This window comes from Acidovorax sp. 100, from assembly GCF_003688355.1.
In the GTDB taxonomy this organism is placed as follows: Bacteria; Pseudomonadota; Gammaproteobacteria; order Burkholderiales; family Burkholderiaceae_C; genus Acidovorax; species Acidovorax delafieldii.
This window is the reverse complement of sequence record NZ_REFD01000001.1, coordinates 3,960,322-3,983,779: the sequence shown is the minus strand read 5'-3', so window position 1 is coordinate 3,983,779 and position 23,458 is coordinate 3,960,322. Positions and strand designations below refer to the sequence as shown.

The 23,458-nt window shown below is 66.7% G+C and carries 21 protein-coding genes; 7 read left to right on the top strand and 14 right to left on the bottom strand.

Annotation, left to right across the window (positions count from 1 at the left end):
- Positions 1 to 40: 40 nt before the first annotated feature.
- The gene (locus C8C96_RS18310) at positions 41 to 745 is read right to left on the bottom strand and encodes a Crp/Fnr family transcriptional regulator (protein WP_121943227.1); all 705 of its coding nucleotides are present in this window, start codon (positions 743 to 745) and stop codon (positions 41 to 43) included.
- 117 nt (positions 746 to 862) lie between these two features.
- On the opposite strand from C8C96_RS18310, the gene C8C96_RS18305 reads away from it, so the two are divergent.
- Positions 863 to 1,399, top strand: coding sequence for a DUF962 domain-containing protein (locus C8C96_RS18305; RefSeq protein ID WP_121943226.1), 537 nt, complete (start codon positions 863 to 865; stop codon positions 1,397 to 1,399).
- Here C8C96_RS18305 and C8C96_RS18300 read toward each other — a convergent pair.
- The 5 genes from C8C96_RS18300 to C8C96_RS18280 form a co-directional block, all read right to left on the bottom strand.
- Positions 1,393 to 2,601 carry an ABC transporter permease gene (locus tag C8C96_RS18300; protein WP_199737494.1) on the bottom strand — a complete coding sequence of 403 codons (1,209 nt, stop codon included), beginning with the start codon at positions 2,599 to 2,601 and terminating at the stop codon, positions 1,393 to 1,395. The genes C8C96_RS18305 and C8C96_RS18300 overlap by 7 nt on opposite strands.
- Positions 2,601 to 3,773 carry an ABC transporter permease gene (locus C8C96_RS18295; protein ID WP_121943225.1) on the bottom strand — a complete coding sequence of 391 codons (1,173 nt, stop codon included), beginning with the start codon at positions 3,771 to 3,773 and terminating at the stop codon, positions 2,601 to 2,603. The genes C8C96_RS18300 and C8C96_RS18295 overlap by 1 nt, the downstream gene beginning before the upstream one ends.
- A gap of 69 nt (positions 3,774 to 3,842) precedes the next feature.
- On the bottom strand, positions 3,843 to 4,829 hold the full coding sequence (locus tag C8C96_RS18290) for an HlyD family secretion protein (RefSeq protein ID WP_121943224.1): 987 nt from the start codon (positions 4,827 to 4,829) through the stop codon (positions 3,843 to 3,845).
- Between the two features lie 17 nt (positions 4,830 to 4,846).
- The gene (locus tag C8C96_RS18285; RefSeq protein WP_233584269.1) at positions 4,847 to 6,280 is read right to left on the bottom strand and encodes a TolC family protein; all 1,434 of its coding nucleotides are present in this window, start codon (positions 6,278 to 6,280) and stop codon (positions 4,847 to 4,849) included.
- Between the two features lie 18 nt (positions 6,281 to 6,298).
- Positions 6,299 to 7,120 carry a metal-dependent hydrolase gene (locus C8C96_RS18280; RefSeq protein ID WP_121943223.1) on the bottom strand — a complete coding sequence of 274 codons (822 nt, stop codon included), beginning with the start codon at positions 7,118 to 7,120 and terminating at the stop codon, positions 6,299 to 6,301.
- Between the two features lie 140 nt (positions 7,121 to 7,260).
- Between C8C96_RS18280 and C8C96_RS18275 the strand changes: the two genes are divergently transcribed.
- A complete protein-coding gene (locus C8C96_RS18275) occupies positions 7,261 to 7,884 on the top strand; it encodes a TetR/AcrR family transcriptional regulator (protein ID WP_121944082.1) in 624 nt (207 codons plus the stop codon).
- Positions 7,885 to 7,927: 43 nt separating this feature from the next.
- On the opposite strand, the gene C8C96_RS18270 is transcribed toward C8C96_RS18275, so the two are convergent.
- The 6 genes from C8C96_RS18270 to C8C96_RS18245 all read right to left on the bottom strand — a co-directional run bounded on the left by C8C96_RS18270 (position 7,928) and on the right by C8C96_RS18245 (position 13,037).
- Positions 7,928 to 8,314 carry a VOC family protein gene (locus C8C96_RS18270; protein WP_121943222.1) on the bottom strand — a complete coding sequence of 129 codons (387 nt, stop codon included), beginning with the start codon at positions 8,312 to 8,314 and terminating at the stop codon, positions 7,928 to 7,930.
- Positions 8,315 to 8,331: 17 nt separating this feature from the next.
- Positions 8,332 to 10,863, bottom strand: coding sequence for a cation-translocating P-type ATPase (locus C8C96_RS18265; protein ID WP_121943221.1), 2,532 nt, complete (start codon positions 10,861 to 10,863; stop codon positions 8,332 to 8,334).
- A gap of 112 nt (positions 10,864 to 10,975) precedes the next feature.
- Positions 10,976 to 11,140, bottom strand: a complete 165-nt coding sequence (locus C8C96_RS18260) for a rubredoxin (protein WP_056743520.1) — start codon at positions 11,138 to 11,140, stop codon at positions 10,976 to 10,978.
- A 32-nt stretch (positions 11,141 to 11,172) separates the two neighbouring features.
- Positions 11,173 to 11,940 carry a cytochrome b/b6 domain-containing protein gene (locus C8C96_RS18255; protein ID WP_121943220.1) on the bottom strand — a complete coding sequence of 256 codons (768 nt, stop codon included), beginning with the start codon at positions 11,938 to 11,940 and terminating at the stop codon, positions 11,173 to 11,175.
- 157 nt (positions 11,941 to 12,097) lie between these two features.
- Positions 12,098 to 12,622 carry a diheme cytochrome c gene (locus C8C96_RS18250; protein WP_121944081.1) on the bottom strand — a complete coding sequence of 175 codons (525 nt, stop codon included), beginning with the start codon at positions 12,620 to 12,622 and terminating at the stop codon, positions 12,098 to 12,100.
- 10 nt (positions 12,623 to 12,632) lie between these two features.
- Positions 12,633 to 13,037: a DUF1924 domain-containing protein gene (locus C8C96_RS18245; RefSeq protein WP_056067786.1), complete on the bottom strand. Its 405-nt coding sequence runs from the start codon at positions 13,035 to 13,037 to the stop codon at positions 12,633 to 12,635.
- A gap of 115 nt (positions 13,038 to 13,152) precedes the next feature.
- On the opposite strand from C8C96_RS18245, the gene C8C96_RS18240 reads away from it, so the two are divergent.
- Genes C8C96_RS18240 through C8C96_RS18230 form a run of 3 tightly spaced genes read left to right on the top strand, consistent with a single transcriptional unit; the run spans position 13,153 to position 15,692 of the window.
- Positions 13,153 to 13,536 (top strand): PepSY domain-containing protein, encoded by a 384-nt coding sequence (locus C8C96_RS18240; RefSeq protein WP_121944080.1) that lies wholly within the window; start codon positions 13,153 to 13,155, stop codon positions 13,534 to 13,536.
- 24 nt (positions 13,537 to 13,560) lie between these two features.
- Entirely contained in the window at positions 13,561 to 14,253 is a 693-nt protein-coding gene (locus C8C96_RS18235; RefSeq protein WP_099729929.1) for a response regulator transcription factor, read from the top strand.
- The gene (locus C8C96_RS18230; protein ID WP_121943219.1) at positions 14,250 to 15,692 is read left to right on the top strand and encodes a sensor histidine kinase; all 1,443 of its coding nucleotides are present in this window, start codon (positions 14,250 to 14,252) and stop codon (positions 15,690 to 15,692) included. The genes C8C96_RS18235 and C8C96_RS18230 overlap by 4 nt, the downstream gene beginning before the upstream one ends.
- A gap of 212 nt (positions 15,693 to 15,904) precedes the next feature.
- Here C8C96_RS18230 and C8C96_RS18225 read toward each other — a convergent pair whose 3' ends face one another.
- Together C8C96_RS18225 and C8C96_RS18220 are read right to left on the bottom strand one after the other, a co-directional pair.
- Positions 15,905 to 18,274: a DUF1631 family protein gene (locus C8C96_RS18225; RefSeq protein ID WP_121943218.1), complete on the bottom strand. Its 2,370-nt coding sequence runs from the start codon at positions 18,272 to 18,274 to the stop codon at positions 15,905 to 15,907.
- A gap of 97 nt (positions 18,275 to 18,371) precedes the next feature.
- Positions 18,372 to 20,453, bottom strand: coding sequence for a sodium-translocating pyrophosphatase (locus tag C8C96_RS18220; RefSeq protein WP_121943217.1), 2,082 nt, complete (start codon positions 20,451 to 20,453; stop codon positions 18,372 to 18,374).
- Positions 20,454 to 20,709: 256 nt separating this feature from the next.
- Between C8C96_RS18220 and ppa the strand changes: the two genes are divergently transcribed.
- Both ppa and C8C96_RS18210 read left to right on the top strand, forming a co-directional pair.
- Positions 20,710 to 21,246, top strand: coding sequence for an inorganic diphosphatase (gene ppa / locus C8C96_RS18215; RefSeq protein ID WP_056067328.1), 537 nt, complete (start codon positions 20,710 to 20,712; stop codon positions 21,244 to 21,246).
- A gap of 213 nt (positions 21,247 to 21,459) precedes the next feature.
- Positions 21,460 to 23,307 (top strand): methyl-accepting chemotaxis protein, encoded by a 1,848-nt coding sequence (locus C8C96_RS18210; protein WP_121943216.1) that lies wholly within the window; start codon positions 21,460 to 21,462, stop codon positions 23,305 to 23,307.
- Positions 23,308 to 23,458: the final 151 nt, after the last annotated feature.

Here is a 23,458-nt window from a genome sequence, read left to right as displayed (position 1 = left end):
CTAGTGCAATATGTCTTGGTTGCTATCGATTTAATAGTAATCAGGCGCAGGCATCCCGCAGGCCGGCCAGGTCCAGAATCTCCACCTCGCCGCGCTGCACGCGCACCAGGTGGCGCGACTCCAGGTCCTTGAGGATCTGGTTGGTGGTCTGGCGCGAGATCGCCAGCATCAGCGACAGCTGCTCTTGCGAGATCTCGATCACGCGGCGCGACTGCCCCTCTGCCGTCCACTGGCCGTAGCCCTCGGCCATCATCACCAGGCGCCGCGCCAGGCGCTGCGGGGCGGGCAGCAGGGCCAGCTCTTCCATCGCAACAAAGGCCGAGCGCAGCTTGTCGGTCATCAACAAGGCCAGCGCATGCCAGTGCTGCGGGTGGGCCTGCAGCCAGTGCTGCAGCCGTTCGTGCGGGATGTGCACCAGGGTGGTGGGTTCGGTGGCCTGCGCATCGTGGGTGCGGGCCGAGTTGTCAAACACCGAGATCTCGCCAAACCAGTGCGGCGGCTCCAGGCGGATCAGCAGCGCCGCACGCGCCTCGTCGGCCCGCCCCCCGGTGCCCGAGATGCTGACCGCGCCGCGCACCACCGCATACAGGCCACAGGGCGCATCGCCGCGCCGGAACAGCACCTCGCCCGTAGGCAGATGGCGCAACTGCGCCATGGCAATCAGCGGCTGGGCAAAGTCGGGCGGCAGGTGGGCAAACCAGCGGCCAGACTGGAGGACAGGCAGGTAGGCGGAAGGGGTGGACATGGGATGCGATTGAACGGGGCAGGAGGGCGCGGCGGCTTTTTGTCGTCTGCACGACAGACGCTGGCGCGGCCTGAGAGCGAGTATTGATGCTGCGCAAAACACATGCTGGAGACACCCATGAAAACCCTGATCGAGCACCTCTCCCAATACGCCGACTACCACCGCGACCCGCGCAACATCCACACCCATTTTGTGGGCGTGCCCATGATCATGTTCGCGGTCGTCATCCTTCTGTCGCGCCCGACCTGGATGGTGGGTGCGCTGCCGCTAAGCCCGGCGCTGCTGGCAGCGCTGGTGGCCAGTGTTTTCTACTTCCGGCTGGACATGCGTTTTGGCCTGGCCATGGCCGCGCTGCTGGCCGCCATGCTGGTGGGCGGGCAATGGGTGGCCGCACAGACCCTGGCCGTCTGGCTGGCCACGGGCATCGGCCTGTTTGCCGTGGGCTGGGTGATCCAGTTCGTGGGCCACTACTACGAAGGCCGCAAGCCCGCTTTTGTGGACGACCTGGTGGGCCTGATCGTGGGCCCGCTGTTTGTGGTGGCTGAGTGGGCGTTTGCACTGGGCCTGCGCAAGGAAGTGCAGGCGGCGGTGGAAGAGCGCAGCGGCCCGGTGCGCTTGCGTACCGGGCAACAGGCTGCTGCCCACCCTCAGTAAGCTCTGCGCTCGCGCTCCGCCGCGTTTGTTGATTGAGCGCTAGGGCTTGACGGCCTCGCAAGGGCCAGCACGGCCCCTGCGCACACCGCACCCAGCGCCACCAGCGCACATAGGTAAGGCAGCGCGGCGGACAGCGGCGCGCCCAGCTGGTTAAGCCGCAGCGACGCCTGCACGCCCGAGGTGCTGGGCAGCAGCCAGCGCAGCCACTGCAGCGGCTCGGGCAGCGCCTCCACCGGCCACGAGAAGCCTGCGACGAACGCGATGGGCAGTGTGGTGAACAGCAGCACCTGCAGCGCGCGTTCACGGTTGCCAAACCACAGCCCCAGCAACACACCCAGCGCAGCGATGGCCGGGATGTAGCAGGCCAGCAGCGCCAGTGCGCCCAGCGGGTTGCCGCCGCGCGGGTAGTCGTGCAGCACAAAGATCCAGCCAAAGTAAAACAGGCCACTGGCCCAGCCCAGCGTGCACAGCGCCAGCAGGCGGCCCAGCCAGGTGGTGGCGCGGGCGCGGTGCTGGCCGATTTCCACCCAGGTGCCGGTGAGCATCGCAGCGCCCATCAGCAAGGTCTGCTGCAGGATGAGCAGCGCCACCGCGGGCACCACAAAGCTGCCGTAGCCCTCGGTGGGGTTGAACAGCGCCACCATCTGCAGTTGCACCGGCGCGCGGCTGGCGCGGGCCTGGGGGGCGCTCTGGCCGCTGGCCTGCAACTTGCGGATCTCGACTCCGGCAGACACGGTGCCGACGGCCTCTGCGAAACCGTATTGCACGGCCTTGTTCAGCAGCGCGTAGGCGCCGTTGGCCTCGATGCTGACCACGGCGTTTTCGCCGCGCACCACGCTGCGCTTGAGCCCGGCAGGGATCACCGCGTAGCCTTCGATCTCTCCGCGCCACAGGGCCTCCTGTGCCTCGCGTTCGCTGGCGGCGACGAAACGCACTTCAATGCGGGGGGCGGCGTCGGCAAAGCGGGTGATCTGGCGCGACAGGCTGGTGTGGTCCCTATCCACCACGGCCACAGGCACGCGGGTCAGTACCTCGTCGGCATAGAACCAGGGGTAGAAAAAACCGTAGAGCACAGGCGCTCCTACCAACAGCAGCAGCACGCCCTTGTCGCGCACCACGGTGGCCAGCGCTTGCAACCAGGCGCCCAGCAGGCTCTGGTGGGGTGGCGTGGTCACCGGCATGGGTTGCATCGGTGTGTTCATCAGCGGCCTCCCCAGGTGTCTGGGCGCTTGTGCGCCAGTGTGAGCGCGGTGGCGCCTACAAGCCACAGCGCGGCGGTGGCGATGGTCAGCGCCACCATCGTCGAGACGCTGGTAGCCACCGGTGCGCCCATTTGCAGCTGCTCGATCTGCAGGCGGATGTAGTGGGTGAACGGCATGGCTTCGGCCCACGCGCGTGCGCTGCCGGGCATGCCCGAAAGGGGAAACGCCACGCCGCTGAACGCAAATGCCGGTGCCGCAAAAAAGCCCGCACCCGACAGCGCAGTGCGCAGCGACCGCGTGATGCCCGCCAGCGCAGCGCCTGCGGTGATCGACACCGCTATCAGCAGCGCCAGCGCCGCAGCCACCCACCACAGGTTGCCCGGCGGGTGCCAGCCCCGGCCCCAGGTGATGCCCACCAGCGCCAGCAGGCCCACCAGCGTGAGTGTTACCCAGGGCACGGCGAGCTTGCCGACCAGCGCGCCTGCAGTGCGCACCCAGCCCCCTGCGCCCAGCCACTCGCCCAGCGTGCGGTCGCGCAGCTCGCGGCCCACCGTCCAGGCACCGGCCGTCATGGCCAGGATGTGCAGCAGCGCGGGGATCAGCGCTGCGCCCAGAAACTGCTCGTAGTTGCTGGACACATTGAACAGCGCCACCATCTGAGTGTGGATGGGCTCCATGCTCACGTGTACGGCCTGGGCGCTTTCGCCGCGCTTGTTGCGCGCGGCCATCTCGATACCCGCCGACAAGGTGCCCACGGCCGTGCGCACATCGCGCTGCAGCAGGCCCGAGTGGGTGGACATCTGCGCGTTGTGCAGCAGCGTGACCTGCGCTGCGCGGCCTTCCTTCACGGTGCGCGCGAAGTCGCGCGGGATGGAGACCACGGCGTACACGTCCACCGCGCGCAGCGCGCGTTCGGCCTCGGCCGCGTTGGTGAAGTGCTGGGTGATCTGCACGCCCGGTGTGTCGTCCAGCATGCGCACCAGCTGGCGCGACAGGCTGGAGTGGTCGTCATCCACCACGCCCACCGCCAGGTGGCGCGGCAGGCCGGCCGAGAAGATCCACCACAGCAGCGCCACGCCCAGCAGCGGCACCCAGGTGACCATGGCCAGGTCCCACGGATCGGCCGCCAGGCGGCGGGCTTCGCGGCGAAGGCTGTTTGCTATTGAATTCATAGCTTTGTGCGCATAGTGCACTAGCGCTACCGGTACTTTTGACTCAAATCGCTGTGCATCAGGCGCATGTCACTGCACCAGCACCGTCATGCCGGGGCGTGCGCCTTCGATGGGGGCCGCCGGGCGCGCGCGCACTTCAAACGTGCGGGCGTCAAAGCCCTGGCCTGCGCGTGTGGCGCGCCAGGTGGCAAAGTCGGGCAGCGCAGCCGTGTGGTAGACCTTGAACTTCACGGTTTTGCCGCCCAGCGCGGGCAGGGTGGCGTCGAACTCGTTGCCGATGGCAAAGCGCTGCAGGCGGTCTTCGCGCACATTCAGCACCACCCACTGGTCCTTCAGGTCCACCACCGTGACCACGGCCACGCCCTGGGGCGACAGCTCGCCCGTGCGGGCCAGCACCTTGGCCACTTCGCCGGCGACGGGGCTCTTGAGCTCGGTCTCGGCCTGGGCCGCCTGCACCTCCGCCACTACACCCGCCACCTGGCGCGCCTGGGCGCTGGCGGCGGATCGGTCTTCGCTGCGGGCACCGGCGCGGGCCAGGTCGTACTGGGCCTTGGCCGCCAGTGCCTGGTCGCGCGAGGCCTTGAAGTTGGCCTCGGCCTCGTCGCGTTTTTGCGCCGCCACCAGGCCCTCGCGGGCCAGGCCATCGACGCGCTTGAAGGACGATTCGGCCAGGTCGGCGGCGGCCACGGCGCGCTGCCAGTTCAGGCGGGCCATTTCAATCTCTTGCGGGCGCGGGCCGTGCTGGGCCTTGTCGGCCACGGCCTGGGCAGCCTCTTGCGCCGCCGTGGCCTGGGCCAGCTTGGCTTTCACCTCGGGGCTGTCCATGCGGATCAGCGGGGCGCCCACGGCAATCTGGTCGCCTTCCTTCACAAGGATCTGCGCGATGCGCGCAGTGACCTTGGGGGCGATGTCGGACTCTTGTGCTTCGATCTGGCCCTGGAACACCTCGGGTGCAGGCTGCGAGGCCTTCCACAGGCCAAAGCCCACAAAGCCTGCCACGGCCACAAAGGCCACCGTGCCGATCACGGCCGCTTTTTTGCTGTTGTTCTTGCTCATGTTCGTTCCACCTTTACTCATTCCACCCGCACCGCATCAGCGCGCGCCATGTATTTGCCAAAGTCTTCCGACAGGCCGCAGGCCTCCAGCAGATCGGCCAGCGCCTTCACGTAGTCGTGGGCGGCCTGCGCGCGTTCGGTCTGGGCCTTGGCCTGGTTGACCTGTGCGTCGATCAGGTCCAGCGTGGTGCTGGTGCCCGCCTTCAGGCCGGAGATGCGCAGGCGCAGCACTTCGTCGGCCAGCTCCAGACCCGGCTGCAGCGCAAAGTAGGCGCGGCGCGCCTGCTCCAGGGCCAACCAGCGTTTTTCCACCAGCAGGGCAATGTCGTTCTGCGCCTGTGCGCCGGTGCGCTCAGCCTGCTCGATCTGGCGGTTGGATGACTCGGCCAGTGCGTTGCGGTCAATGGAGTCCCATAGCGTCCAGCGCACGCCCACGCCGGCCACCCAGTCGGCATCGCGGCCGGTCTTGAGCTGGCGCTGGCCAAACGCAAACACCTGGGGCTTGCGCAGTGCCTCCTGTGCGGCATGCAGTTGTGTGGCTTGCTCTTTCTTGGCGGCCACCTTGTCCAGCCCGGGGTGGTGGGCAAAGGCGGTGTCGATGAAGTGGGGCAGGGGCTCGACCGGCTGGCTCAGCACAAACAAGGGGCTGGTGGGTGTGACAGGGTCGGTCGCCTTCAGGGTGCGGGTCAACGCCGTGGCGGCCAGGTCGGCATCGTCGCGGGCCTTGCGCGCGTTGCGGCGGGCCTCTTCCAGCGCGGAGCGGGCCTGCAGGCGTTCGACGCGTGCGATCACGCCAGCGTCCAGCATCTTCTGTGCGGCGGCGTCGTGCTGCTCAATGGTGGCAAGGGCCGATTCGCGCAGCAGGGCAGCGCGCTGCGCCAGCTGGGCGCCAAAGTAGCGCTGCACCAGCAGGGTGGTGGCCTCATGGCCGGTTTTGGCGGCGTCGGCCTGGGCTTCTTGCGCCTGGGCATCCAGCAGGCCCCGGGCCGCATTGCTGGCGCCGCCCATGTAGATCGGCCAGATGGCAGAGACCGAGGCTGTGGTGTCGCTCTTGCTGCGGTTGAGCGTGTAGCTGGACGGCAGATGCGGCAACTGGGCCAGCGAGCCCGCCAGCTGGGGTGGCAGCTGCGACAGCACGCCGGGCAGTGCGCGGTTCAGCGGGTTCAGGTCCACGTCCAGGTTGGCGTTATAGGTGTAGGCGGCGCCGCTCAGGTTGACCACCGGGCCGCCCAGGCGCTGCATGGCGTCGCGGCGCAGCTGGGCGCTTTCGACGGCGCTGCGCGATGCGGCCAGCAGGTCGGAGCGCTGCTGCAGCTGCTGCAGCGCTGCGTCAAACGCCAAAGGGGCGGCGTGGGCCTGCAGGGGCAGCAGGGTCAGGGTGGTAGATGCAAGCAGGCAGAGCAAAGCCGCGCCTGCCCGGCCTGTGTGCCGGGGCGTGGTGGGATGGGTCATGGTGTCAGGTCGTGGTTGTCAGCGCGCACCCACCGGGGTGTAGGCGTTGCTGTGCTCTGCCAGCCAGTGTGCCGACAAGTCGGTGCCGTGCTGGCTGGGGTGAAAGTCGGGGCGCAGGTACTCGCGCCAGGGGCGCCAGGTCTCGCGCACCAGGCCGCCCTTGCCGAACAGCGTGCGTGCGGCGCTGGTCCACGTGCTCCATTTCCACAGCGAGCCATCGCGGCGCAGGTTCAGCACCGTCTGGCGCAGCACATCGCCGAGGAACACCACCGTGATGCGGCGGAACCAGGTGATGCGCCACTCGTGGTTGCCGCCCAGCGCCTGGTAAAGGTCGAAGGCCGTGTTCTTGTGCTCGGACTCTTCGGCGCAATGCCATTGCCACATCGTGGCCAGGCGCGGCTCGGCGCCCTGCAGTACCTCGGGGTGGGCGAGCAGCCATTCGGCGAGCAGGGCGGTGAAGTGCTCGTTGGCAGCGGTCACAGCCAGCGGATGGCGTGGGTCGGCGCCCGCAAACAGCTTCATGCGTTCTTGCGCACGCGGGGCCCATTCATTGGCGAGGCCCTGCTGGTCGAGGTGGCCGTTGAACAGCGCATGGATGCGGCGGTGTGTGGCCTCCTGCCCGATGAAGCCACGCACTTCATCGGCAAACTGCGCTTGCCTGTCGGGGGGCAGGGCCTTGTGGCCGTCACGCACGGCGTCGATAAAGAACTGCTCGCCCACCGGAAAACTCATCGACAGCGCGTTGAACAGCGCAGAGCGAAACGCGTCGCCACCACACCAGTGGCGCGCAAACGGCGTCTCCAGGTCGATCAGCAGGCGGCGGACAACGAGTTCGGTCATGAAGAGGGCTCCTGGCGCAAGGGGGCCGCGCGGTGGCGCATGGATTTGGTACTTTGCAGTACCGGTGGATTTGTATGATGCAGATCAACTATGGTACTGTCAAGTACCTCGTCGAATTTTCTGCATTGCGATCAGCCTCCATGAGTGACGTTACCGCCCCAATTGCCGCGCCCGCTGCACCCGCTGCGGGCACCGAACACCGCGCCCGCCTGCTGGAGGGCATGGCGCGCGCCGTGGCCGCCAAGGGCTATGCCGACACCACCATTGCCGACATCGTGCGCGAAGCCAGCGTGTCGCGCCGCACCTTTTATGAAAATTTTGCCGACAAGGCCGAGTGCCTGACAGCGCTGTACGAGGCGGCCAGCGGCAACGCGATTGCGGTGCTGCGCGCTGCCATCGATCCGCACAGCGACTGGGAAGCCCAGGTGGAGCAGGCCATGGCCGCCTACTTTGGCGTGTTGGCGCGCAACCCCGTGCTGCTGCGCACCTTGTTCATCGACATCCTGGGCCTGGGCCCGACGGGCCTGGCCGCGCGCCGCCGCGCCAACCAGCAACTGGCCGACCTGATGCTGGACGTGGTGAACAACCGCCCGGGTGAGCGCAAACGCAAGACGCCCCTGCAGCCGATGATGGCCATGGCGGTGGTGGGGGGCATCAACGAGATGGTGCTGCACTCCATCGAGCAGGACCGGGCCGGGCAGTTGCAAGAGCTGGTGGAGCCCGCGGCAACTTTGTTGCGGGCGGCGATCTCGGCCGAGTTCTGATCGTTGTGTGGGAGACCGTACCGCGATCGGTGCAGCCAGCGCCTCACACCTCGTTGGCAATCTCGATCAGGTTGTCGTCCGGGTCGTAGATGTAGACCGAGCGCAGCCGGTGGCGGGCGCCCGTTGCGCCCACCGGGCCTTGCACGATGGGGACGCCTTCGGCCTGCAGGTGGGCGATGACGTCGTCCAGCGGCATCTGGGTGAGAAAGCACAGGTCGCCGGAGCCCGCCGTCGCGTGGCGCACATTGGGGTCCACCACCGTGCCCACTTCGTGCAGGTTGATCTTTTGCGCGCCGAAGTGCAGCGCGTACCGCTGGGGCTTGAACTCCCGCGCGGTCATGCCCAGCACACGCTCATAAAACGCAATGGTTTTGTCGATGCTGGCGACGGTGAGCACGACGTGGTCGATGGATTCCAGAACAACGGGCATGGTGTAGGGCGGGAGGATCAGGCGAGAGAAGTATGGCGCGCCGGTGTGGCGGGCTGCAGCCAGCGCTTGTTGGCCGTAAACACCACCGTGAGCAGCAGCCCGGCCAGCAGGGCCATGAACCAGTGCAGGGGCGATAGCGGTACAAACCTGAAAGCGTTGGCCAGCCACGGCACGGTGGTGATGGCCGTCAGCGCGGCCAGCGTGCCGCCCGCCACCCACAGGCTGACCGGGGTGAGTCCCGCCCACAGGCTGCGCCACACCGTCTGGCTGCTGCGGCTGGGCAGGATGAGCGCGGCGTTGGCGGCCACCAGCACCACAAACGCGGCCGTGCTGGCGGTGGCGGCATGTGCGGGCTGGCGCAGCAGCCAGGCATACAGGCCCACCACGGCAGCGGTCACCACGCTGCCCTGCAGCACGCTCAGCAGGATGTGGCGGGCGGACAGCAGGGGTTCGTCGGCCGCGCGCGGCGGCTGCTGCATGAGGTCGGCAGCGCCTTCTTCGGCCTCGAACACGATGGAGCAGGCCGGGTCGATGACCAGCTCCAGAAACGCGATGTGCAGCGGCGCCAGCACCAGCGGCAGCCCGAACAGCACCGGCAGCAGCGCCAGCCCAATGATGGGCACGTGCACCGCCAGCGTGTAGACCATGGCCTGGCGCAGGTTGGCAAAGGTCTGCCGGCCCCGGTGAATCGCCAGCACGATGGCCGCGAAGTCGTCGTGCAGCAGCACCAGGGCAGCGGCCTCACGGGCTACGTCGGTGCCGCGCTGGCCCATGGCGATGCCGATGTGTGCGGCCTTGAGGGCCGGGGCGTCGTTCACGCCGTCACCGGTCATGGCCACCACCTCGCCCTGGGCCTTGAGGGCTTCGACCAGTGCCAGCTTCTGGTGTGGCTTGATGCGCGCAAACACGCTGACCTGCCGGACATCGTCGGCCAGCACCTGCGGCGGCATGTGGACCAACTCGTCGCCGGTGATCACGCGGTCGTTTGCGATGCCCGCCTGGGCTGCAATAGCGCGCGCGGTGCGGGGGTGGTCGCCGGTGATCATCACCACGCGAATGCCCGCCTGGCGGCACTGCGCAACGGCCTGGGGCACCTCGGGGCGCAGCGGGTCGGCCAGGGCCACCAGGCCCAGCCATTCAAAGTCAAAGTCGTGCTGGGCGTCAGGCCAGGTGTCTTGCGTGTGGTGCCGGGCCTTGGCCACGCCCAGCACCCGCAGGCCCCGATCCGCCAGGCGCGCGGCCTGGGCGCTGACGGCAGCGCGCTCGGCGTCGGGCAGGTGGCAGAGGTCGGCCACGGCTTCGGGTGCGCCCTTGGTGGCCACCGTGTCGTGCGCGGAGGTGCCGTCGCGCCACAGGTGGCTCATGGCCAGCAGCTGTGGCGACAGCTCGTACTCGCGCGCCAGCGACCATGCGGTGTGCAGGTGCTCGGTGTCCACCAGGTGGTCCGCCGCCATGCGATGAAAGGCCTGCTCCATGGGGTCGTGGGGTTCTATCTCGCTGGCCAGCACGGCGTATTCGAGCAGTTCGTGGAAGGCATCGGGCAGCGCGCTGCCGTCGGCTGCGGCTGGCAGGTGTTGCACATCCAGCTCCTGGCCCGCAACGCACAGCGCTGCCACTGCCATGCGGTTTTGGGTGAGGGTGCCAGTCTTGTCCACGCACAGCACCGTGGTCTGGCCCAGCGTCTCGATGGCGTTGAGCCGCCGCGTGAGCACCTGCTGCGCCGCCAGCCGCCGCGCGGCCAGGGCCAGGAAGATGATCATGATCACGGGCAGTTCTTGCGGTAGCACCCCCATGGCCAGCGTGATGCCCGCCAGCACGGCCTGCAGCCCATCCCCCCGCAGCGCCCAGAACAGGGCCACCAGCAGCGCGCACAGCGACAGGCCAATGACCACCAGCTTGCGCGTGAGCCGCGCCATTTCCTCGCGCAGCGGCGAGGCCTGCAGAGCAATGGTGTCGAGCGACTGGCCGATGCGGCCCAGTTCGGTGTGGCGTCCCACGCCGGTCACCCGCAGCAGGCCCTGGCCGCTGACCACCAGCGTGCCCGCAAACACCTTGTCGGCAGGTTGTTTGGCCACAGGCTCCGACTCTCCGGTCAGCATCGACTCGTTGGCGGCCAGTTCGTGGGCCTGCAGCAGCGTTCCGTCGGCCGGGATGCGGTCTCCCTCGGCAATCATCAGCAGGTCTTCGCGCACCACGTCGCGGCCGGCAATGTGCACCATGGTGCCGCCGCGCAACGCCAGGGCCCGGGGGCTGGAGAGGTCGCGCAGGGTGTTGAGCGCGTTGTCGGTACGACGCTCCTGCAGCACCGTGATCGCCATGATGATGACCACGAAGCCCAGCAGGATCATTGCCTCGTGCGCGTCGCCCATGGCGAGGTAAATGGCCCCTGCACCCAGCAGGAGCAGGAACATGGGCTCGGTGACCACGTCCCAGGCCATGTCGCGCAGCGTGCGGCGCTGGCTGATGCCCAGTTCGTTGGGGCCTTCTTCACGCAGGCGTTGGGCGGCCAGTGCCGGGTCGAGGCCAGTGGGGGAGTCGGTAGTGGGCATGTGGGGCGTGACGCTGCGTTGCAAGGAGGGTTGCAGCGGTGTAACAGTTATACCGCGCGCTGGTGTCAGCCGCCCTGACGGAGTGCAGTGCGCCGCATCCCATCCGCCTTCTTCACACTTCGCACATCACAAAGTCTGCCTTGCCGACATTGCATTCGGGGCAGCGCCAGTCGTCGGGCACGTTGGCCCAGAGGGTGCCGGGCGCGATACCGTGGTCGGGCAGGCCCGCAGCCTCGTCGTAGATCCAGCCGCAGACGGCACACATGTAGATTTTCATAGGGCGGTTCCTTCGTGTTCGGTGGCTCTGCGTCAGTCGTCATCGTGGTGCCGTTGGCGTTCGGTCGATGTGCCGTTGGCAACCCAGCCGCTGGGCGACTGCTGCCACTGCCAGGCGCCAAAGGCCAGGGTTGCGATCAGCAGCAGGGCTGCGAGCCAGGTGCGGTTCTTCGGAACCAGGTCGGGTCCCTTGCCCTCCACCCGGCCGGTGAGCATGGGCAGGGCTTGGTTCTTGCGGCGCAGCACGCTCAACCCTGCAATCAGCGCGATGTGGGCCAACACCACAAACAGCAGGGCGTTGCCGAAGAACTCATGCACTTCTTCCATCGCTTCTCCCATCCAGTTGCCACCCAGCGCGGCACCCCAGTCGTTGTACGTTGCATATCCGCTGAGGGTGAGGGGCACCACCAGCGCCAGCAGCAACACGATGGCCAGCGCCATCAGCAGGTTCTGGCCCTGACGCCAGTTGATCTGCGTGACCGATGGGGCCTGGGGCAATGTGCGCAGCCATGCGGGCGCCCCCGCCAGCTTGCGCCACAGCAGGCCCAGGCCCGAGGTGCGTGGCCCGAAGATGCCGTACAGCAGTCGAAAGCCCAGCAGCCCCGCCATGGCGTAGCCCAGCGTGACGTGCAGCAGCCGCCAGTGTTCGCCGTCGGCCGTGGCGTAGGCCCCCGCAAAGCACAGTGCAAACAGCCAGTGGAACATGCGCGTGGGCGCATCGGTCACCCGGCGACTGGGGGCCTTCGCGGGGGCGGGTTGCGCCGAGGCATCGGCGGGATGGAGGGTAGGTGTGTTGTTCATCGTATGTTCCTTGACCGGATACAGATCAGATTCAATGCAGATCGAGAGCGGCGAACAGGGCTCAGCGAAGCGGTTCTGGCTAGGCGCTGTGTCGCAGGCAGTACGGTTAGTACGACAAGACACAGCAACGACGCCAGAAGAGTTCTGTTCACCGCTCTCAGTCGTTCCAGGCGCGGCGAGAGCGGACATCGAGCCCCGCCGGCATGCGCAGGTTGTGTTCGTCAAACTGCCCCTGGTCTGCGCCTGTGTGGCAGGCTGCACAGTTGGCAGCGCTTTTCACGCTGGCGAGCTTCCAGGTGGTGGGTTCGATCTTTCGGTGCTTGCGTTCAAACCAGGCCGAGCGGGTGATACGGTCCTCGGGTGGCTCCTCATTCACCCGCTTGTAGGTGCCTGCGTGGGCCTGCAGCCATTGGTTGAGTTGGCGTACGGTGGCGGCGTCCAGCGATGCGTCGGTGCCGTAGTGCTTGTCCAGGCCCGTCATCACGCGGTTCCAGGATGCAGCGGGCAGCAGGCCGGGCGGGTAGGCGGTGTGGCAAGCGGCGCATTCCTGTGTGTAGGCACTGGGCACGTTGCGGGGCATGGCGCGCCCGCTGTCTGCATGGGCGCTGGAGAGTGACAGCAGGGTCAGTGCGCACACAGCGGCGGCCAGGGCCGCAGGGCGCAACGGGGCTGGTTTTTGCATGGTGTCGGTCTCAGGGCTTGAGGGCATTGAGGTAGGCCAGCACGTCGGCTTTTTCCACTGCTGTGCATTCGCGGCTCACCACGTCGTTGCAGTTGCGGCGGAACCACTTGTCCACCTTGGCGGTGTCGGTAAATGCCTTGGGGTTGAAGGCCGGAGCCAGGGGCGCAATCGACTTGCCGGTGCTGGCGTGTTTGCCCTGTGCGGTGGGCGGTGTGCCGTGACAGGATGCGCAAGACCATTCGCCACCATGGCGTGCGTTGAAGAACACCTTGCCTTTGTCGGCATTGCCTGGGCTGCCGGCCTGTGCGCTCCAGTGGGCGAGCTGCTGGGCTGCGGTGGTGTCAGCGGCGTGGCTGATGCTGGTGGCTGCAAGTGCACAGAGCGCCGCCAGAGTCAGGGTGCGAAGGGAAGTCATGCTGTGGTCCTTGTGGGTTTCATCGCTTGTGCAGCCATTGTTGAAATCCCCGCCTGAACGGCGCGTGAAAGGGCTGTTCATCGGCTGTTCAGATATCGCGCAGGACAATGCGCCCATGCTTTTCTCCTTCCACTCTGCTTGTGCGGGCCGCCATGTCCGGCGCATGTGCTTGGCGGCGTGTGTGCTGTGGGCTGCGCTGGCCGTGCCATCTGCCTGGGCCAGCGGCAAGGAAGACCACGACCGCGCCCGGCAGGCCGTGCAGGCGGGCCAGGTGCTGCCACTGCCCGTCGTGCTCGATCGCCTGAAGCGCGAGGTGCCTGGTCAGGTGCTGGAAGTGGAGCTGGAGCAGGAGCGCGAGCGCTGGATCTACGAGATCAAGCTGCTGACGCCTGCCGGGCAGTTGACCAAGGTCAAGCTCGATGCGCGCACGGCGGAGGTGCTGCGTGTGCGATCCCGAGAATCGCGCGAAGATCAGCAGCGAAGCCGTGACAATCGCTGACGCCCCTCCGACCACGACACCTCCATGCGCATCCTCCTGGTAGAAGACGACACGCTGCTGCGCGCCCAGTTGCGCAATGCCCTGCACGGCGCGGGCTACACGGTGGACGAGGCAGACAACGGGCGCGACGCGCAGTTTCTGGGCGACACCGAGGCAGTGGATGCCGTGGTGCTGGACCTGGGCCTGCCGGTGGTGGACGGGCTCACGGTGCTCAAGCGGTGGCGGGCCGAGGGGCGCAACATGCCGGTGCTGATCCTCACCGCGCGCGACAACTGGCACGAAAAAGTCGCAGGCATCGATGCCGGTGCCGACGACTACCTGACCAAGCCCTTTCACCTCGAAGAACTGCTGGCGCGCCTTCGCGCACTCATCCGCCGCGCCAGCGGGCAAGCGTCGGCCGTGCTGCAGTGTGGAGACTGGTCGCTGGACACACGCAGTGGCCGCGTGACCTGTGCGGGCCAGCCGGTGACGTTGACAGCGCATGAATACAAGGTGCTCGACTACCTCATGCACCGGCCTGGCGTGCTGGTGTCACGCGCGGAGCTGACCGAACACATCTATGCGCAGGACTTTGATCGGGACTCCAACACCATCGAGGTCTTTGTGGGGCGCTTGCGCAAGAAGATGTTGCCTCCTGCGGCTTCGTCGGCTGCCCTGGCGGATTCGGCACGCATCGAAACCGTGCGTGGCATGGGCTACCGCCTGGTGCCGCCATGAGCGCGCAGGCTGTGCCACCTGCGCCTGCCGTGCACTGGTCCCGGTCGTTGCGGGTGCGGCTGCTGGCCGTCACGCTGGCGGGGGCGGCCGTAGCCATGGCGCTGGCTGGGCTGGTGCTGAGCGGATTGTTCCGCGAGCATGTGCAGCAGCAGTTTCAGGCTGCGCTGCAGCTGCAGCTGGACCAGATCACGGCGCGGCTGGAGTTTGACGCCCAGGGGCGGCCGGTGATTGCTGCCGAGGCGCTGTCCGACCCGCGCTGGCTCAAGCCTTACTCCGGCCTGTATTGGCAGGTGGACGCCATGGCGCCCGATGGGCGGGAGCGGGCAGGGGTGTTGCGATCGCGCTCGTTGTGGGACACCAGCCTGGCGCTACAGGTGGATGCGTTGGCCGATGGCACCGTGCATGTGCATGAGATAACAGGCCCGCAGGGCGCGCCTTTGCTGGTGCTGGAGCGCACGGTGCGCGCCGGGGGCGTGCATGCAGCGCGCTGGCGCTTGATTGTGGCCGCCGACCTGCAGGCCACGCAGGCAGCCACGGCCCGGTTCACTGGCGTGCTGGGGCTGTCGCTGGCAGTGTTGCTATTGCTGCTGGTCGCCGCCGCCTGGGCGCAGGTGGCGGTGGGGCTTAAGCCCCTGCAGGCGCTACAGCGCGCGGTGCAGGATGTGCAAGAAGCGCGGGCTTCGCAATTGCAAGGCAGCTTCCCTGCGGAAGTGCAGCCGCTGGTCGACGACTTTAATGCCGTGCTGCGCCGGCATGGCGAGGTGGTGGAGCGGGCACGCACCCAGGCGGGCAACCTGGCCCATGCGCTCAAGACGCCCCTCACGGTGCTTGAGAACGCGGCCCGCACACAACCGCCCACTGATGGCCCGGAGCTGGCGGCGCTGGTGCGAGAGCAGGTGGTGGTGGCCCGCAGGCACATCGACTGGCACCTGGCGCGGTCGCGGGTGGCGGCATCTGCGCGCTTGCCCGGGCAGCGCACGCCGCTGCAGCCGGTAGTGGATGGGCTGGTGCGCGTGATGAACAAGGTGCATGCGGACCGGTTACTCGATATCAGTGTCGAGTCTTCAGCGGTGCCGCTTTTCTTTGCGGGCGAGGCGCAGGACCTGCAGGAAATGCTGGGCAACCTGCTGGACAACGCCTGCAAGTGGGCGCAGGCTGCGGTGCGGCTGCAGATGCAACTGCTGCCCGCCGGATCGGGCGCTGCGCAGCCCCAACTGGTGGTTGCGGTGGAAGACGACGGCCCCGGCATTGATGCCGCGCAACGTGATCAGGCGCTGGAACGCGGCGTGCGCCTGGATGAAACCGTGCCCGGCACGGGACTGGGCCTGGCCATCGTGCAGGGCCTGGCAGCTTTGTATGAGGGGCGGCTGGATCTGGAGCCCACAGGCCTTGGCGGCTTGCGGGCGACGCTCACCCTGCCTGCTGCGAGCGCTCACTGAGCCGCAGTGGCTGCGGCTGATCGACACGCCAAAAAGGTCCTGCTGGGCGGGGCGCTTAGAGAAAAACCGCCAAAGCGGAAACCCATTAAAAAAGCCCGCCAAAGCGGGCTAAGGCCCTGACAAATTCCCCTGAATTTTACAAAGCCTTGGAGTGATGGAGACAGGGTATCACCGTCTGCCGTGTTTGACCACTTTTGTTGTGCAAGCGGCGTTCAGTGCCTGCTTTCCACGCTGTTTTGCATGGCTGTCTGAGCGACGGCGTCCAGGGCGTTGTCCACCACGGTGTGCTCGGACAGCACCTGCATCGCTCCCTGTTGCAGAAGCCGGTCCAGCAGCCGCAGGGTCATCGACTGGGTGCGGCCAGCGGCGCTGGTAAAGAGGAACAGGTTGCCGTGCGAGCCGATCCAGGACAGCTGTGTGCGCTCCCACTGGCCCGCCACCTGCAGATTGACCCAGGTGCCCACCGTGATGGTGGCGGCGGGCAGCGGCAGGGGCGCAGCACTGCTGGGGGCAGCCTCGGGGGCCGTGTCTGCGCCCTCGCTCTCGGGCGATTGCGAGATATCGATGTAGCCGGACTCCCTCGCTTCGGAGGGCGCAACCCAGGGGTCGTCGTCGTCAAGGGGCGCCGGTTGTTGCGGCTCTGCCGCGGGCGTTGCAAAAGTCGCTGCGGCTGCAGGGGCTGGCGCAGCCACCCGGGGCCCGGGTTTGAAGGCCTGCTGGTGCAGTTGCATCAGCAGCTCAAAAACAGCCTCCGTGCGGTCTGCAGGGTAGTCGATGGACGCCAGACCTTCGCGCAGTTTGGCCAGCAGCTTGGGCAGCAGGCGAGCCAGCTGGCCCGTGTTGGCGCGCGTCAGTTCGGGTTGTACGCTCCAGATCAGCGCGTCCACCAATTCCTGGTAGCGGCCCGGGTCGGTCGTGCCTGATTTGTCCGAAAGACGCGCCTCCGCCATGACCTGGGCCCAAGCGCCCAGCAAAAAGCGCGAGATGGCGTCCGGCACCTTGCCGATGTCGGGCAGCAGCCAGATTTCGCGCGATATCTGTGCGGCCAGCAGATGGCGCTGCTCTGCGTGCTGCAGGGCCTCGATGGCGCGCAAGCGCTCCTGCTTGAGCGCCTGGTCCTTCTCGGCCCATTTGGCGTGCAGTTGCTGCAGCACTTGTTCAAAGTCATCAGCGCTGTCGATGGTGGCGGTGGCCAGCGGGCCTGCGATGTGCATGAGCGAGCGCATGAAGCTCTGAAAACCAGGGGCTTCGGGGCTGTTGAAGGCCTGGCTGCGGTCGGTGATGTCCTGCAGCAGGCGGCGCGCGGCATGCTCCTTGTGGCTGAAAAAACGGGGGTCGGCCAATGCCAGCTGCATCAGCGCAGGCTCCAGCGCGCGGATGAACTGTTGCACCGGCCACAGCAGCCGGGTGTCGCGCGCGATGTTGTCCACCATCAGCGCCACCACTTCCATGCTCAAGGCCTGGCCCAGGCCCTGCGCCTGCGCTCGCTGCGCGGCAGCAGGGCTGCCGTCTGCATCGTTGCCGGCTGGCGCGCGTGGCGTACCCAGGCGCTCCATCATCTGGCCGACCTGGTTCATCTCTTGCAGCGCCTCAAACGCTGCGGGCACCGTCATCGCGAAATCCGTGGCCGGTGGGTCGATCTGCGGCAAGCCTTGTGACGGGTGTTCAAACTCCCGGTCAAACCGGGCTGCGAAAGATTCCTGGGGGTTGTCGCCGCTGGCGTGCATGTCCGCAGGGGCGGGTGTGTCATTGAACTCGCCCAGCAGCAGGCGGCGCAGGCGGTCCAGCGTCAGCAACGGGTCGCCCGCGCTGGTGGACGACACGTACAAGTCGTTGTCGGCTGCAAAACCGGGGGACGCCCCGGCGTCGGCCGGCGCCACATAGACCACTTCACCCGTGGCCTGCCGCATGGCATAGCCCACAGGCTTCACACCACTTTGCTTGAGCTGGTCGATTTGCGCGAGGTACAGGCTGCGCAGCTCGGCGCCCAATGCCTGTGCCATCAGCCCTACCCAGTCGTGGCGCACCTGGGGTGTGACCTGCATTTGCGACACCACGGACTGCAGAGCCTGCAAGAACACGTCGGGGCGCAGCGGGTTGTGCTCCGGCTGCACCCGGGACAGCCCCTGGGCCGCACACACCAACGCGTCCAGGTCAGCCAGCGGACCTTCCACTGCAGAGATCAGTACCTGACGGGCACGTGCGCGCTCCACGCTGTCGTTGATCTGCGCCTCGTCCATCAGTTCGAGGTCGTCAAAGTGCACGGTGAACAGGGACCGCGTGGGCTTGTCGTCGCCCTTTGCCGTGTCCTGGTCCAGCGCCTTGCGCAGTGCGTCGGGGTAGCGATCTGCCATCACCGATGCCAGCCGCACCAGTTGCTGCCGTGCCTCCTGCATCGCATGGTGCTCGCCGGGGGTGCGGGCACTGTCCAGGCGCGCTTGCAGGGACACGCGCGTGGCCTCAATGACGCGCTCCACCACAGGCCGGGCCTGGGCCAGCGCGATCTGGACGATGCGCTGCTGGGGCGCAGCGGGGCTGTCGGTCGGGGCCGGGGCGGGCAGGGTGGTGTGTGTCAAGGCCATCTTCAGTGGAACGCTATACCAGTGGCTGCTGCAGTGGATGCGATGTTACGCGTCAAAAAGGGGCCAGAGGCCCCTTTTTGACGATGGTGGGGCGGTTTTACCCGCCGTGGAACTTGACCACCAGCGGCACGATGAGCAGTGCCACGATGTTGATGATCTTGATCAGCGGGTTGATGGCCGGGCCGGCCGTGTCCTTGTAGGGGTCGCCCACGGTGTCACCGGTCACGGCGGCCTTGTGCGCCTCGCTGCCCTTGCCGCCGTGGTGGCCGTCTTCGATGTACTTCTTGGCGTTGTCCCACGCGCCACCGCCGGTGCACATGCTGATCGCGACAAACAGACCTGTGACGATGGTGCCCATGAGCAAGCCGCCCAGCGCCTTGGGCCCCAGCAGCAGGCCCACCACAATGGGAACCACCACCGGCAGCAGGCTGGGGATCACCATTTCCTTGATGGCGGCGGTGGTCAGCATGTCCACGGCCTTGCCGTATTCGGGCTTGCCCGTGCCGTCCATGATGCCCTTGATGGTGCTGAACTGGCGGCGCACCTCCACCACCACAGCGCCTGCGGCCCGGCCCACAGCCTCCATGGCCATGGCGCCGAACAGGTACGGAATCAGCCCGCCGATGAACAGGCCCACGATGACCAGCGGGTCCGACAGATCAAAGGTGATGGCCTTGCCGTAGCTCTCCAGCTTGTGGGTGTAGTCGGCAAACAGCACCAGTGCAGCCAGGCCGGCGGAGCCGATGGCGTATCCCTTGGTCACGGCCTTGGTGGTGTTGCCCACGGCGTCCAGCGGGTCGGTGATGTCGCGCACACTGCTGGGCAGCTCGGCCATTTCGGCAATGCCACCCGCGTTGTCGGTGATGGGACCATACGCATCCAGCGCCACCACAATGCCCGCCATGCTCAGCATCGACGTGGCTGCCACCGCAATGCCGTACAGGCCAGCCAGGCCATAGGACACGATGATGGCCGCGCACACAAACACCACGGGCCAGGCCGTGGAACGCATCGAAACGCCCAGGCCCGCAATGATGTTGGTGCCGTGGCCGGTGGTGGAAGCCTGGGCAATGTGCTGCACGGGCGAGTACTGCGTGCCGGTGTAGAACTCGGTGATCCAAACCAGCGCGGCCGTCAGCACGAGGCCGGTGGCGCAGGCGCCAAACAGCCGCAGCTGGGTGCCCGTGGCCGTGACCGCGTTGTCCGGCATGATCCACAGCGTGACGAAGTAGAAAGCGATGAGCGACAGCACGCCCGCGATCGCCAGACCCTTGTACAGCGCAGGCATCACGTTCTTCATGCCGGGCGTTGCCTTGACGAAGAAGCAGCCAATGATGGATGCGACGATGGACACCGCCCCCAGCGCCAGCGGGTACACCACCGCATTGACCTGGGCCGTGGCAACCATCAGGGCGCCCAGCACCATGGTGGCGATCAGTGTCACCGCGTAGGTCTCGAACAGGTCGGCCGCCATGCCCGCGCAGTCGCCCACGTTGTCGCCCACGTTGTCGGCAATCACGGCCGGGTTGCGCGGGTCGTCCTCAGGGATGCCAGCCTCCACCTTGCCCACCAGGTCGGCCCCCACGTCCGCGCCCTTGGTGAAGATGCCACCGCCCAGGCGTGCAAAGATCGAGATCAGCGACGAGCCGAACGCAAAGCCGATCAGCGGGTTGAGCAGCGTGGCCAGATGGGTGGTGGGCGTGTGGTTGCCATTGCCCGCCAGGAACCAGTAAAAGCCCGTGACACCCAGCAGACCCAGCCCCACCACCAGCATGCCGGTGATGGCACCGCCACGGAACGCGACATCGAGCGCCGGGCCAATGCCTTGGGTGGCCGCCTGCGCGGTGCGCACATTGGCGCGCACCGAGACATTCATGCCGATGAAGCCGCAGGCGCCCGAGAGCACGGCGCCCACCACGAAACCGATCGCCGTGGTGCCGTCCAGAAACACGCCGATGAGCACCGCCAGCACCACGCCCACGATGGCAATGGTCTTGTACTGGCGGGCCAGGTAGGCGGCGGCGCCGGCCTGGATGGCGGCGGCAATCTCCTGCATGCGGGCGTTGCCCGGGTCTTTGGAAAGGATCCAGCCCCGGGCCCAGATGCCGTAGGCCACCGCGACGAGCCCGCAAACGAGGGCGAGGATGAGAGGGGATGTCAGTGCTGAACTTGCAGCCATTCAATTCTCCTTGGTGTGTTGCACGGAGGGGGACCAACGCATCGGTGGCTTCCCCGCTGCGTTGCTTCCTCGTGCTACCCATGCGTTTCGCGCAGGAGCCGATTGGCCAACAGACCCAATTTACAGGCAAACGCCGGTTTGCAAGCGGGCAGAAAGGGGCGTGCGCCTAAAATCAGGGTTAATCCCGACGCTTCGTTGCGCTGCATCAGTGCCGAAGGCCTCGCGGGTTATCGTTAACAAACCACTATCCAAAGACATGTCCCTCAACAACGTCCCCCCAGGCAAGAACGTTCCTGACAGCTTCAACGTCGTCATCGAGATTCCGATGAACGCCGATCCGATCAAGTACGAAGTGGACAAGGAATCGGGCGCCATTTTTGTGGACCGTTTCATGACCACCGCCATGCACTACCCCACCAACTACGGGTATGTGCCGCAGACGCTGTCGGGCGATGGCGACCCGGTCGATGTGCTGGTGATCACGCCTTACCCGCTGTTCCCCGGCGTGGTCGTGCCCTGCCGCCCCCTGGGCATCCTGATGATGGAAGACGAGGCCGGTGTGGATGGCAAGGTGATTGCTGTGCCCACGTCCAAGATCCTGCCCATGTATGACCACTGGAAGACCATCGACGATGTGAACGCCATGCGCCGCAACGCCATCGCCCACTTCTTTGAGCACTACAAGGACCTGGAAAAGGGCAAGTGGGTCAAAGTGCTGGGCTGGGAAGGCATCGACGCCGCCAAGAAGGAAATCACCGACGGCATCGACAGCTACAAGAAGTCGCAGGCCTGATAGGTCAGATAGGCCGGTAGCGCTGGTGCCGATTGCGCTAGCTGCTATCAAAATAAAAGCACGCCATCCGCCATGGATGGCGTGCTTTTTTGTGGGCGGTGCCCCGGTGGGGTAGGGAAAAGCCGCGCAATGTGCGGTCAGGCCCGCTGATAGACTGCATTTGGTTACACACCCGGGGTGGTCCCGGTGTCACGAGGTACTTTGAGGTGATTCATGAAAATTTCTGATCTGCGCATCGGCGTGAAGCTGGCGGCGGGTTTCCTGGCGGTGGTGCTGCTGACCGCCTTGCTCGGCGCCATTGCGCTGGTGCAGATGTCCCGCATCCACGCCAACGCCGAGGAGATCGCTACCAACCTGCTGCCCAGCGTCACGCAAACGGGCGAGCTGCGGGTGCTGCTCAACCGCATGCGCCGTGCGGAGGCGGGCATGGTCACGGCGCGCAGCGCGGCCGAGGTCAAGGCGTTTGCCGAGCAGGTCGCGCAGCGCCACAAGGACCTGACCCGAGTTGAGGCGATCTACGAGCCGCTCATCGACATGCCCAAGGAGCGCGAGGTGTTCAACGCCTACAAGGCGCGCAGGGCGGCCTATGTGGCGTTGCAGGACAAGCTGGCGGACATTGCCAAGGGCGTGGACTTCAGCACTGCCGAGACCATGGAACTCACGGCAGATGCGTTGAGCATGCTGTATGCGGGCGAATCGGAGTCAGCCTTTGTGGCCACCGCCGAGACCCTGGGCGAGCTGCAAAAGATCAATGCGGACGCTGCATTGAAGGCCAATGAGGAAGCGATGACAGTGTTCAATGCGGCACGCATCTGGGTGCTGGGCACCCTCGCGCTGTGCGTGGCGTTGGCGGCCGTACTGGGTGTGGCCATCACCCGCGCCGTTACGCGCCCCGCCCATCACGCCGTGTTGGCCGCCCGCGCGATTGCCGATGGCGACCTGGCGACCGAGGTGCCCCCCGGCGGCAAGGATGAAATGGGCCAGCTGCTGAATGCGCTGGGCGACATGCGGGCCAACCTGGCGCGTGTGGTGTCGGGCGTGCGCAGCAACGCCGAAGGCGTAGCGTCAGCCAGCGCACAGATCGCCTCCGGCAACAACGACCTGAGCGCGCGCACAGAACAGCAGGCCAGCGCGCTGGAAGAAACCGCAGCCTCCATGGAAGAACTGGGCTCCACTGTGCGCCAGAACGCCGACAACGCACGCGCCGCCAACCAGCTGGCCGTGAGCGCCAGCACCGTGGCCGTCCAAGGCGGAGACGTGGTGGCCGAAGTCGTCGAGACCATGAAAGGCATCAACGCCAGCAGCAACAAGATTGCAGACATCATCAGCGTCATCGACGGCATCGCCTTCCAGACCAACATCCTGGCACTCAATGCAGCCGTCGAAGCCGCCCGTGCCGGCGAACAAGGCCGGGGCTTTGCCGTGGTGGCCGGAGAAGTACGCAACCTGGCAGGACGCAGCGCAGAAGCCGCCAAGGAAATCAAAGCCCTCATCACCGCCAGCGTGGAACGCGTGGAACAAGGCACCGCCCTGGTCGACAAGGCCGGAGCCACCATGACCGAAGTCGTCAGCGCCATCCGCCGCGTGACCGACATCATGGGAGAGATCAGCGCCGCCAGCAGCGAACAAAGCGCAGGAGTCGGCCAGGTGGGAGAAGCCGTCACCCAGATGGACCAGGCCACCCAGCAAAACGCCGCCCTGGTGGAAGAAATGGCAGCGGCTGCCAGCGCCCTGAACGCCCAGGCCGGCGAACTGGTCAACGCCGTGGCCGTGTTCAAGCTCGACGCCAACAGCACATCAAGTCACAGCCCGGCGCGCAGCAGCGCAGCCCCCGCCCGCGCCCCCATGGCAGCGCCCAGCTACAAAGCCCCGGCCCGCAGCAGCCTGGGCAGCAGCGCCAAGAGCAGCAGCAGCAAACCCGCCGCCAGCCTGGCAGCGCCTAAGACCGGAAGCGCAGCGCCAGCGGCCCCAGCAGCCAGCGCCGCAGCCCCCAAACCGGCAGCGCCCAGCCCGGCACCGGCCAAGGCAGGGGGCAACGACGACGACTGGGAGAGCTTCTGACGAGGGCCAGACAGGCCCCTGGATACAGAGTTCAGGTCAAAACGGCTGCAAGCGCAGGTGGTGCATGCGCTGACAGCTATCAAAACAGAAGTGAAGAAGCACGCAGAGGGGGCGCCTTCTGCGTGCTTTTTTTGCGTGGCACCTTTCAATG

Bases quoted from the DNA above. Each gene is read 5' to 3' on its own strand.
- C8C96_RS18275 (WP_121944082.1), top strand. From the start codon at position 7,261: ATGAGTGACGTTACCGCCCCAATTGCCGCGCCCGCTGCACCCGCTGCG.
- C8C96_RS18230 (WP_121943219.1), top strand. From the start codon at position 14,250: ATGAGCGCGCAGGCTGTGCCACCTGCGCCTGCCGTGCACTGGTCCCGG.
- C8C96_RS18250 (WP_121944081.1), bottom strand. From the start codon at position 12,622: ATGCAAAAACCAGCCCCGTTGCGCCCTGCGGCCCTGGCCGCCGCTGTG.
- C8C96_RS18290 (WP_121943224.1), bottom strand. From the start codon at position 4,829: ATGAGCAAGAACAACAGCAAAAAAGCGGCCGTGATCGGCACGGTGGCC.
- C8C96_RS18240 (WP_121944080.1), top strand. From the start codon at position 13,153: ATGCTTTTCTCCTTCCACTCTGCTTGTGCGGGCCGCCATGTCCGGCGC.
- C8C96_RS18265 (WP_121943221.1), bottom strand. From the start codon at position 10,863: ATGCCCACTACCGACTCCCCCACTGGCCTCGACCCGGCACTGGCCGCC.
- ppa (WP_056067328.1), top strand. From the start codon at position 20,710: ATGTCCCTCAACAACGTCCCCCCAGGCAAGAACGTTCCTGACAGCTTC.
- C8C96_RS18260 (WP_056743520.1), bottom strand. From the start codon at position 11,140: ATGAAAATCTACATGTGTGCCGTCTGCGGCTGGATCTACGACGAGGCT.
- C8C96_RS18300 (WP_199737494.1), bottom strand. From the start codon at position 2,601: ATGAACACACCGATGCAACCCATGCCGGTGACCACGCCACCCCACCAG.
- C8C96_RS18280 (WP_121943223.1), bottom strand. From the start codon at position 7,120: ATGACCGAACTCGTTGTCCGCCGCCTGCTGATCGACCTGGAGACGCCG.
- C8C96_RS18285 (WP_233584269.1), bottom strand. From the start codon at position 6,280: ATGACCCATCCCACCACGCCCCGGCACACAGGCCGGGCAGGCGCGGCT.
- C8C96_RS18220 (WP_121943217.1), bottom strand. From the start codon at position 20,453: ATGGCTGCAAGTTCAGCACTGACATCCCCTCTCATCCTCGCCCTCGTT.
- C8C96_RS18295 (WP_121943225.1), bottom strand. From the start codon at position 3,773: ATGAATTCAATAGCAAACAGCCTTCGCCGCGAAGCCCGCCGCCTGGCG.
- C8C96_RS18270 (WP_121943222.1), bottom strand. From the start codon at position 8,314: ATGCCCGTTGTTCTGGAATCCATCGACCACGTCGTGCTCACCGTCGCC.
- C8C96_RS18305 (WP_121943226.1), top strand. From the start codon at position 863: ATGAAAACCCTGATCGAGCACCTCTCCCAATACGCCGACTACCACCGC.
- C8C96_RS18235 (WP_099729929.1), top strand. From the start codon at position 13,561: ATGCGCATCCTCCTGGTAGAAGACGACACGCTGCTGCGCGCCCAGTTG.
- C8C96_RS18255 (WP_121943220.1), bottom strand. From the start codon at position 11,940: ATGAACAACACACCTACCCTCCATCCCGCCGATGCCTCGGCGCAACCC.
- C8C96_RS18310 (WP_121943227.1), bottom strand. From the start codon at position 745: ATGTCCACCCCTTCCGCCTACCTGCCTGTCCTCCAGTCTGGCCGCTGG.
- C8C96_RS18225 (WP_121943218.1), bottom strand. From the start codon at position 18,274: ATGGCCTTGACACACACCACCCTGCCCGCCCCGGCCCCGACCGACAGC.
- C8C96_RS18210 (WP_121943216.1), top strand. From the start codon at position 21,460: ATGAAAATTTCTGATCTGCGCATCGGCGTGAAGCTGGCGGCGGGTTTC.
- C8C96_RS18245 (WP_056067786.1), bottom strand. From the start codon at position 13,037: ATGACTTCCCTTCGCACCCTGACTCTGGCGGCGCTCTGTGCACTTGCA.